Below are 10,446 nucleotides of genomic sequence, written 5' to 3'. Positions count from 1 at the left end.
TTAGGATGGGATGGCGAGGTCTCCGTTCCCTCCGGGACGCTACGCGAACTTCGAAGCTTTGCGAAGCGCAAACGCTTGCCTCCAATCTCCCAAGAGAGAAGAAAAAATTTTTCATAATTAGTCAATCAATTCCGTTTTCAAGGAGAGGTAATTATTAATTATTAATTATTAATTATTAATTGTTGAAAGGAGCAATACAGAAATATTGTCATCTTGTGAAGCTCCAAGTGGAAAATCACAAACATTTTCATTCTCTGAAGCTCCTGAAAAAAAAATCGCGCGTCAAAGGATTTTCCGTTGCATCCTCACAAAAATTCTGATATGATAAAAGTTAGCTGGGGTATATCGCCCATATACATGACTTTTTATTCAACTAAAGATAGTATAGTTTCTGAGGGATAGAACTCCGTTCCGCTTTCCGTTTGTCATGCTACGCAAACGCGTTTCGCTCGGCGACATAAAAGGCGGAACAAGTGCGGCAGCTATAACGCGAATGTTGTAGAAAGGAAAATCAATGTAAAAGAAACCAAAAGGGTTCCATTATTAAACTCAATTTTGGCTCTACAGGGTCATACTTGCAATAGCACACAAATATTGTCTTATCTGTATCAGAAAGATGAAATCAACTAACTCCCCAACAGAGAGAAAAATTTCCTCCTATAGCCCCAGATTTTGTATTAGAATTAATGTCACCATCCGACAGTTTAAAAGATGTTCAAAAAAAGATGGAGGAATATATGAATGGGGGAGAAAAATTAGGTTGGCTAATTGATCAGAAAAATCGTCGTGTGGAAATTTATCGCCAAAGAAAAAAAGTAGAAATATTAGACTATCCTAGAAGTTTGTCACGGGAAGATGTGTTGCCTGGTTTTGTTTTGGATATGGGATTATAAAGATAATATCAAGAGGAAATATAGTAATGTCAATTCCCAAAAAGCAACCTTCCCGCTTAAAACAAATTAAGTTAAATATAGAACAATACCAGTCTCGGCTAAAACAGATTAAGTTAGAGATGGAAGAATCACATTCTGAGACTACGACTACACAAGAAAATAGCAAAATAAAAAGAGACTCAGTATTTCTCCTCCTTAGGGAAGCAGAAATAGTTGACTTAAAAAAACGAGTCAGTATTTATCCCTTCAACAAAATTTATGAACAAATTAAAGCCAACTGTGAATATGCTAAAAAGCTAGGAGCTGAATCTATTTTAAAAACACCAGCTTCAGGAAGTATATTTGTTGTTCATAATGTCCTGTTAGAATTATGGCTAGGTTATAAATTAGCAGACGATCTAGAAGCAGCTAATTTAGCTAAAAATATTGTCAAAAAAATAAGTCTTAATCACCTGAAATATCCTAATGTATTTGCTGAAGAAATTCATACAGCTTTTGTGGTAACTGCTATTATTTTATTTCGAGACTTTTCCCCAGAATTATTCAGTGCTGAAGAACATAAATTAATTGTAGAATTTATAGAAAAAATTGCCAGAAAACTTTGGCAGGAATCACTAACTAAACCTTGGGGTAGAAAAGAACGGGGACGGAATGCTTGGAATCATACAGTTATGGCTTTTTCCGGTTTAGCGATCGCTGCTATTAGTCTGCGGAATAATGTTTCGGAGGCACAAAAATGGTTAGATGTAGCTATGGGTAGAGTAGAAGACTTTTTTATTGATGGTATCACCGACCAAGGTATGACTAGGGAAGGTCTTTGGTATTGTGGATTTGTTTCTAAAATATTAGGATTACTGTTACGGATATGTCGAAAAAATAATATTAAAGTCAATGGAGAATTTTTAGATGACAAGTATAGCGATAAATTAGATCGTTTAGTTGAATGGTATTTTTATGAATTATTTCCTAGGGGAAAATATCTGAATAATTGGAATGATTCTTATTGGAATCCTCATCCAGCTTTGTGGGGATATTTAACAATTTGCGGTCAGAGAAATCCTAGTCTTGTTACTTATGTCTGGGAGTTATTAGTAGGGAATAAAGGATTAGCAAGTTATGGAAGGGAACCAGGTTTAAATTTTTCTTCTTTATTTGATGCCTATCTATTTTTTCCCCAGTCATCAATTCCACCTTTGGAACTAAATAAATCTAGTTTACCGACTCGCCTTTTTTGTTCCGATCTTGGTTACTTAAATATCAGAGATGCTTGGTCATCTGAAGCAACAGTTGTAACTTTTAATTGTGGGGAATATATTATTGGTATTCACGACCAGTCAGATAATAATTCTTTCACTTTAACATTTCAAGGTGAACCTCTAGTTATTGATTCTGGTGCTGCTAATGACACTAAAGAAAATTCTGCTTCATCTTCTCTAGGACATAATCTTGTTTTAATTGATGGTAAAGGAGAGAGATTTTCAGGAGGAGGAAATGGTGTATCAGGTAAAATTATTGAGCAGGAATCTTCAGAAATATTTGACTATATAGCAGGAGATGCAACTCCATCATATAATTTACAAAATTATAACCCTGTTAACTTTGCGATTAGACATTTATGCTTTGCCAAAAAACCTTTTCCTTATGTGGTGACATTTGATGATATCCAGAAAAATGAAACAACTCATTTGTATGAATATCTATTACATATTCCTGAGAATTTTAAGGTAGAAACAATCGCCAGAAATAAGTTTCGTTTTAGGTTAGTCAATGAGTCTAATTCTGCATCATTTATTTTAATATTTATGAATGATGAAACTGTAGAAGTTTCCCAAGATAAATTTGATTCAAAAAGACAGCAACCCTTTGCCATTCATCATCTATTGAGATTTAGTCTAAAATCAGTAAATCCTCAATTTTTAGCATTATTTATATCTGAAGCAGACTTAGAAAAAATGAATGTTACAACTAATGCCAGTTTTGCCAATGACAAAATTATGATAGATATTTTATCAAAGGAGTGGAACGATAATTTAGAGTTTCAATTACAGAAAATCTACCCAAATACTTTAAACAACAAATTGTTTAACTTTCAACGTACTTTCCAGACAAAAATATAGTAGTTAATCCTAATGTTACCAACAGACAAAAATCAATCCTCACGTTTAAATCCCAATCTTCCTAATGGCATTAAAAAAGTTCAAGTAGGTTGTGGTCCTCATAATATCATGGTTGATTGGTGGAATGTCGATATTCGAGCTTTTCCTGGCATTGACCAAGTGATGGATGTAACTAAACCTTGGCCTTTTAATGATTTGGAATATGTATATGGGGAACATTTTCTCGAACATTTAAGTCTCGAAGGAGCGATCGCTTTCCTGAATAATGTTTGGAAAAGTCTTAAACCTGGTGGAGTAATTCGACTTTCTACTCCTGCTCTAGAGTGGGTACTTTCTACTCATTTTAATTTGTCAGAAACTAATCCACAAAAACGTATTGATTCTACATTTTCTATGAATCGTGCTTTTCATGGATGGGGTCATCAGTTTCTTTATTCAAAAGATTTTTTACAATCTTTACTTGATAATTTAGGATGGCAAAAAGTCATATTTTGTGAATATGGAAAAAGCGAACATTCAAGTTTAAAAAGTATTGAACGCCATGGTAAATATCGGGTTGATAATGGATATCCTAATGTTTGGATTGTAGAAGGTACGCGAGGTGATGGTCGTTTGGAATCTAGTGTTTTATCTTATCAAAAATTACTAGATAAATCTTATGTAAGTTATGTTAGGTCTGGTCATTAATTAATTCAATAGAAATTTTTCTATTTAATTGCTAAAGCTGTAGCATAATGAGTCTCACCCAGTTCTGAACATAAATCATCTATAAGCATGAGAAAGTCTAAGAGATGTTTATCTCTCAATTCATCAAAATTATGAAGAATATCAGACAAAGCTAAATGATAAACTACCCCACCAGTGAAGGTTATTTCAGCTTGAGGAAAATATTTTTTTATAGAGTCAATAATTCTCTCCGAGTCTGCTGCTTCTGAAGGGTCAATTTGAATCATACGTTCCACACTATTTCTAGTCATAGTTTTTGATAGTAACTGACTGGGATTCTTGGGATTAGCTAAATATTTTTCTGGCAAAATACTTCTGACTTGAGAAGCAACTTCTAACATTTTATCTGACCATTGCATTCTATTAGGACCTACATAGTCATCCATATAAAACATTCCCCCTTTTTGGAGAACTTCATAACTCCATTTAATAGCTGCTTCTACATCTAACATATGGTGGAGAGAATTATTCCAGTGAACAAAATCAAAACATTCTTTTTCTCTAATAATTTCTAAAGCATCACCTTCAATAAAAGTTACTTTATTTTCCACACCAAACCTAGTTGCTAATCTCCTACCTTGCTCAATTCTAACTTGAGAAACCTCGTAAAGTTGAAATGAAGAAACTAAACCTTGACAAACTAAAGTAATTTCTTTTTGTCCGTTGCCACACCCTACAGATATACCACGAGAAAAAGGAAAGCGATCGCCTGCCATTTCCTTAGCTCTGTGAGTAATACCTTGAGAAAACCCATCTAGTGGCAAACCTGTAATTTTCTTATTTATGTGCTTAATTATATGCGGACTTTGCCACCATCTCAATCGCAGGTTTTGACTTTTCTGACTATTTTTAGTCACCCCAGACCAATGAGATGCTACTTTATCTTTGTTGTTCATTTTTGTAATTTTCCATTGATATTAATTAAACTAAGATTGCCATCGTTTTAAATCTACTTTAATTTCCTGTAAACGATTTTGGTATCGAGCCAAGTTTTTTTTCACAGCAGTTACTAAGTCAATTTTTTGATTTTTCACTATTTGGTATACATCTTGCCATAATTTTGTATGATGCCAAAAATTATTATTAATTAATCCCATTTTATAATAAGTATGGTCGGGTGGTAACTGATTATTTTCTATTTGCTGAAGCTGAGTTTCCACAGGTTTCGGACCATGAAAGTGAAGAATTTTAGTCTCTGGGTTTGGTTTCCAATAAGATTTCCAATTCATCGTTAAATCTAACCTATCCCATTGACCTCTGAAAAACTGTTTATATGCTCCTTGGTCATAACTTTGCGTTACTAATTTGCTTAAATTTTTGTCTATGTATATGTTAAATTCTTCATGTACTTTCAACAAATTTATTACATTCATATACATGACACCTGTATTTACCCACTCTTTCCAGTCATTAGGATTGTCTTGTGGTCCGATGGCAAAGTATTTACAGGTTAAATTCCTTAAATAATCTTCGACATTATCAAGAAACATCACATCACAATCTGTGTATAATACATACTCATCGCCAAAGCAATTTTTCTCTATAATTTTAGGAATTTCAACTCTTAAAAATGCCCCTGCAGCAGTCGAAAACCATCTAGGTAGAGTATTTTTCAATTTTTCATAATGAGGAGTTCTCTGAAAAATAATATTAACGTTATTTCTTCTCAGCCATTTTGTCAGTTCATTTTCTGTACCATCATAGATACAAAATGGCTCTAATGAAGTATTATTTTTAGCAGTGTATACAGCTACTTTTATTAACTGAAAATAAGTCTCCAAACTATTAGAAAAATCGTTAATTGCAAAAAACCATTTCATTATTATTAACCCCTTTTGAAAATTTTTCAGCTATCATACAAACTAATGTAGCTTTGTTGAACTCCAGGTATTGATAACTGCTTTAATTTTGTCTTAATTTGTTTTAACTTAGACTTATAGTCATCCATTTCGGCTTGAATATTTTGTAATCGAGACAATCTCATAGGTGGTTGTTCTTCTTCTTGATTAAAAGTTAATTTTGTATATACTTCTTGCCATTTAGCCGTGTACTCCCAAAAATTTTTATTAGCTAATGCCAAAATCTGTTGTTTTACTCCTACTTTCCCTTTGATAAAATCAGCTTGACAAGGTTTAGGGCCGTGAAAATGAATTATTTTGGCATCAGGATTAGACGGCCAATAAGCTTTCCAGTTCATAGCTACATCTAACCTATCCCATTTTCCTTTAAAGAACTGATTAATTGCTCCTTGATCGAATGCTTGACTATAAAATTGACTTATATTTTTATCAATAAATTCATTGAATTCATCATAAACTTTTAACATATTAGGAACATTAATACACATTACACCTGTATTTACATAACTCCAATTATTAGGATCGTTTTCAGGTGCAGCAGCAAAATACTCACACTTTATCTGTTTACAATACTCGACTACATCCCCTGTAAACATAACATCACAGTCTGTAAATAATACATATTTATCTTCCATTTGATATTTTTTTAAAACTTGGGGAATCTCTACTTTTAGAAAAGCTCCTGCTCCTATTTTAAAGGCATTTTCTGGTTTTTGAATTTTAAGTTTTTCATAATGAGGAGTTCTGTGAAATATTATTTTTACACCTCTTTTTTTTAGCCATTTTGTCAATTCATTCTCTTTACCTTCGTAAATCAGATATGGCTCTAGCTTCGTTTTTGTTTGAGCTGTCTCAACCGCCACTTTTGTCATTTGAGCATACTCTTCAAAACGAGGTGCAAAATCATTTAGTACGAAAAACCATTTCATAATAATCATCCTAATTAAACTTGATTTATTTGGCAAAAATCATTCATCAAGTATCTATTTAAGTTTTGATAAAGTCTAAACTTAATTTTTACCGAAGTGTTTTTATTCTTGATTCTTTGATTAATTTACCTATCATATTTTGCATAAATATTTCCCCATAATGATTTTTGATGAGTAGACTTAGACTCTATAGAATCAAAAAGCTGTCTTTCAGACACCCATTCTGATATTGTTAGCTTTGACTGGTCTTCTTGAGTAAAGTTGAACAGATTGTATCCCAAACTTACTAAGTGTTGAATACTTTTTTTCGCATTATCGATAAACTCGATAGTAAATTCAAATGATAAATAAGGTATAGGTTGTGAAAGTCCTTGTAATACTTGATGCTCAAAACCCTCTACATCAATTTTACAAAACTGTGGCAGACCCCAAGTTTGAATCATTTCGTCTAGAGTTGTCACTTCTACCGTGACTTTTTTCTCCCATTTTTGGTTAGCAAAACGACCTGTTTTCCATTGTTCAGAAAAAGTTGATAACACATTTGCTCGATCGCATATTGACAACTCTAATTGTCCTGACTTTGCTGCTAAACCTTTGTTGACAATCGCTACATTTTGATGATTCTGATATTTTTGATTCAGAATTTCCACGCAATGTGGTTGAGGTTCAAAACATATTACTTTGGCACCAATACTTAAATATAAGTCTGTTTTCAAACCTTGGTTTGCCCCAACATCAAAAACTAAATCTCCTCTGTTGACAAATTGGCCGATAAAATTGTGGATAGAGCTCTCAGACTTAGTTAAAACCTCTGTTGAGAATTGACTATAGCTTTGTTGAGTCGGTTCTTCCCAAGTTCCATAGCCATGCTGATACAAAGGTTCACTATTCCAGGGGTCGAAAGGAATTAACTTTTTAGCTTGTAAGTGAGGACGGAAGAAAAACTTGCATTTTTCATTTAGCATTGCTGCGGTAAAAGAAAAAGTGCTGTTAGAAATAGCTAAAACATCACATTGGGTCAAAACATAAAACTCTGGATAAAAATCTGCCTCTGGCAGTTGAACACCTAAATCTTTGATTGTTATTGGATTATAATCAGCAAAATCACTTACGACTCCTACTAAGTCATCACTTGCAATAAACAATATTGGTTTGTCCAAAGTTTCCCACAAACCTTCTAGCCATTTTTTGTAAGAAGCAGTGGGAGCAACAAAAGTATAACTTCTTTTAAGTTTTTGGTAATCACCACGTCGTAAATGTATGCCAACAATAGTTTTGCCACGCTCTCGTAACTTATTTACAGCATCCCTCATTCTGACTTCTACTTGTGGCACTGGTTGAAAGAGGGAATGAAATAAGTCTTTGTAGGGAGCATAATATTTAGTATGAAGTTGATAAACAGGACCACTAAATTCTACATTTTTGTAGGGTTCTTTAGCATTAAGGATTGCCATACCAGAATCAGTAAATTCAGGCAAAGTTTGAGAAATTTGTGGATCGTTATGACCGAATAAATATTGACCTACCCAGGGTGCTGTTTCTACTCGTACATCATGTTCTTTTTGATGAATTTTTAAGAGAGTATATAAAAATATCTGATTCCCAAAGCGAGCTTTACTTAGGAGCGACATGGTAACCAATGGCTTTTTGATATAAAAAGCATCTCCCCAAAATGGGTGGGGAGTTTTTGTTGCTACCCTTTGAAAACCATTTTGGTCTAGAAACTCGTCTAATTCATCAATTAATACACATCCTTCATAAAGTTCTTCATAATTAACTTCCGTATTAATTGCATCAACATATCGTAACCAATTAGTTGCACCTTGCAAAGCCAATAATTCTGCACCTTGGATATCAATGTTTAGTATGTTGTACTCTGAAGGATTAAGTTTTAGTTCTTGCAATAATGTGTCTAATTTTTTAGACTCTACCTTAACTTGATGAGTTTCTTTAATGTGAGGATAAACCTCTTGATGCTTTTTCAGAGGAAGAATTGAACTACTTTGTTCATTAGAAGTTACATGGAGGTCAACCGTCGCATTTTCATTACTAATTGCACAATTGACAGTTTTGACATTTGGATAAGATGCTACCTTAGTTTGTAATCGTTCACACACAACAGGATTAGCTTCAATAAATAATACATTTTTGACTCCCATTTTTTGGTAGTAATTGAATTCTTGACCTTCATGTGCTCCTACATGAATTACACCTTTAGGATTAATTGAGTGTTCAATGCAGAGTTGAGGTACATCTAATAATCTCGGTTTTTCACCTAATACATTATCCAGAAAACGTTCATTTACTGCTAAGTAATTACTATATTGATAGTTTTCATCACTAGGAACAAACTCTGGTTTATATTCTAGTCTGTCTTGTAAAACTTTAAAGATTGAGTAACGATATTTTTGCAGATAATCAAATACTTGCTTAAGAGTTATTTGAGCATCTTTATATGTACCACCATACTCAAATTGAATGTAGTCTATTTTTCCTCTCTGTAAACTTTGTTTTGCTCCTAATAAAACATCTAATTCACCTCCTTCTACATCCACTTTAAGGAAGCTAATTCTTCTAATCCTTTCTTGTTTGCAGTAACTATCAATAGTAGTCGTCAAAACTCCTATTTTTTCTGGAGGTTCCAACCAACCTTGTTTTTCTACTTGGATTCGTCTTTTAAATGTACTTAGTAAATGATGCCTTTTATAACTAAAAAAAGTTTTAACTCCTGGTATTTCAGAAACTCCTAAACAGTTAGTAATTTTTTTGGTCTCAGGGAAATACTGAGATATTTTTTCTCCTAAAATACTATATTTATGTGGAGTGGGTTCAAATAAGTGTACTTCAATATTTGAACAATGCTGTAATACCTCGACTGTCCATTCTCCTATACTTGCACCAACATCAAATATAAAATTACCCTCAGTAATAAACTTTTTAATAATCGCAATTTCCGGTCCTGTAATTGCTCCTTTTGCTGGTATTGAATCAAGAGGTACTGTCTGATTTTTAGTCTTTTCTAGGTAGGGTTGAGGTTGAATATTTTTTACTTTTTCTAGTTCTTTTTTCGTCTGTAATAACTGAGATTTTGTATTTTCTAATTCTTGATGTTTTTGTTGCAATTGTGATTGAGATTGTTCCAATACTCCCATTGTTTTACCAAGTTGAGAATGAGACTCCTCCAACACTTCCATGGTCTCACTTAACTGTAACTGATACTGCTCTGATAACTTTTCAGCCTCCTGCAACTGGGCTTTAGTTTCCTCCAACTCTTTCTGTAACTGTGACTCTGACCCCGAATGTTGTTGTTTCTCTTTCAACTGAGCTTTCTCTAATACTCCCATCGTCTCTTCCAACTGAGACTGATACTGCTCCAACAACTCCTCAGTCTCCCGTAACTGAGACTTAGTTTCCTCCAACTCTTTCTGCAACTCTGCATCTGACCCCGACTGCTTCTGTGCTAACTCTGTCTTAACCTGCTCCAACTCTTCCTGCTTCTCCTGCAACTTCCCCTGTGACTCTTCCAAAGTCGCCATCGTCTTTTCCATTTGAGACTGATACTCTTCCAACACTCCCATCGTCTCACCTAACTGCGACTGCGACTGCTCCAACAACTGCTCAGTCTCCTGCAACTTCGACTTAGTTTCCTCTAACTCCTGCTTAACTTCTCCATCTGACTCCGACTGCTGTTGCTCCCCCTTTTCCTTGAGTTGATGTAACTCAAAGTGGGTTTGCTCCAACTCCCCCAATACTTCGTCTAACTGAGATTGCGATCGCTCTAACTCTTCTCTAACATCATGCAACTCGGACTTAGTTTTATCTAACTCCTGTTGAGTTTGTTGCCACTTACCCTTAACTTCTTCTAGTTCTGTTTCTATTGTTGCTGCCATTAATTTACTTCCTTATTAATACAAACTTAATT

General features: G+C 34.0%; 6 protein-coding genes and 1 pseudogene. 3 read left to right on the top strand and 4 right to left on the bottom strand.

Annotated elements, in window-relative coordinates; all coding sequences use genetic code 11:
* Positions 1–626 precede the first annotated feature (626 nt).
* The 3 genes and pseudogenes from F6K22_RS03240 to F6K22_RS03230 all read left to right on the top strand — a co-directional run.
* A pseudogene (locus tag F6K22_RS03240) lies at positions 627–893 on the top strand (Uma2 family endonuclease); the annotation flags it as partial.
* A gap of 26 nt (positions 894–919) precedes the next feature.
* Positions 920–3,010 carry a heparinase II/III domain-containing protein gene (locus F6K22_RS03235; protein WP_293093195.1) on the top strand — a complete coding sequence of 697 codons (2,091 nt, stop codon included), beginning with the start codon at positions 920–922 and terminating at the stop codon, positions 3,008–3,010.
* Between the two features lie 12 nt (positions 3,011–3,022).
* The gene (locus F6K22_RS03230; protein WP_293093193.1) at positions 3,023–3,697 is read left to right on the top strand and encodes a class I SAM-dependent methyltransferase; all 675 of its coding nucleotides are present in this window, start codon (positions 3,023–3,025) and stop codon (positions 3,695–3,697) included.
* A gap of 20 nt (positions 3,698–3,717) precedes the next feature.
* Here F6K22_RS03230 and F6K22_RS03225 read toward each other — a convergent pair whose 3' ends face one another.
* The 4 genes from F6K22_RS03225 to F6K22_RS03210 form a co-directional block, all read right to left on the bottom strand.
* Entirely contained in the window at positions 3,718–4,632 is a 915-nt protein-coding gene (locus F6K22_RS03225) for a class I SAM-dependent methyltransferase (protein WP_293093191.1), read from the bottom strand.
* 30 nt (positions 4,633–4,662) lie between these two features.
* Complete coding sequence (locus F6K22_RS03220) at positions 4,663–5,556, bottom strand: glycosyltransferase family protein (RefSeq protein WP_293093188.1); 894 nt, start codon at positions 5,554–5,556, stop codon at positions 4,663–4,665.
* Positions 5,557–5,582: 26 nt separating this feature from the next.
* Positions 5,583–6,524 (bottom strand): glycosyltransferase family protein, encoded by a 942-nt coding sequence (locus F6K22_RS03215; protein WP_293093186.1) that lies wholly within the window; start codon positions 6,522–6,524, stop codon positions 5,583–5,585.
* A gap of 125 nt (positions 6,525–6,649) precedes the next feature.
* Positions 6,650–10,414, bottom strand: a complete 3,765-nt coding sequence (locus F6K22_RS03210; protein ID WP_293093183.1) for an FkbM family methyltransferase — start codon at positions 10,412–10,414, stop codon at positions 6,650–6,652.
* Between the last annotated feature and the right edge of the window lie 32 nt (positions 10,415–10,446).

This window comes from Okeania sp. SIO2F4 (assembly GCF_010672385.1).
In the GTDB taxonomy this organism is placed as follows: Bacteria; Cyanobacteriota; Cyanobacteriia; order Cyanobacteriales; family Microcoleaceae; genus Trichodesmium.
The sequence above is the reverse complement of the archived record's forward strand: the minus strand, read 5'-3'. Positions and strand labels throughout refer to the sequence as shown.

Excerpts from the sequence above, each read along its gene's own strand:
- F6K22_RS03235 (WP_293093195.1), top strand. The coding sequence starts at position 920 with ATGTCAATTCCCAAAAAGCAACCTTCCCGCTTAAAACAAATTAAGTTA.
- F6K22_RS03230 (WP_293093193.1), top strand. The coding sequence starts at position 3,023 with ATGTTACCAACAGACAAAAATCAATCCTCACGTTTAAATCCCAATCTT.
- F6K22_RS03225 (WP_293093191.1), bottom strand. The coding sequence starts at position 4,632 with ATGAACAACAAAGATAAAGTAGCATCTCATTGGTCTGGGGTGACTAAA.
- F6K22_RS03220 (WP_293093188.1), bottom strand. The coding sequence starts at position 5,556 with ATGAAATGGTTTTTTGCAATTAACGATTTTTCTAATAGTTTGGAGACT.
- F6K22_RS03215 (WP_293093186.1), bottom strand. The coding sequence starts at position 6,524 with ATGAAATGGTTTTTCGTACTAAATGATTTTGCACCTCGTTTTGAAGAG.
- F6K22_RS03210 (WP_293093183.1), bottom strand. The coding sequence starts at position 10,414 with ATGGCAGCAACAATAGAAACAGAACTAGAAGAAGTTAAGGGTAAGTGG.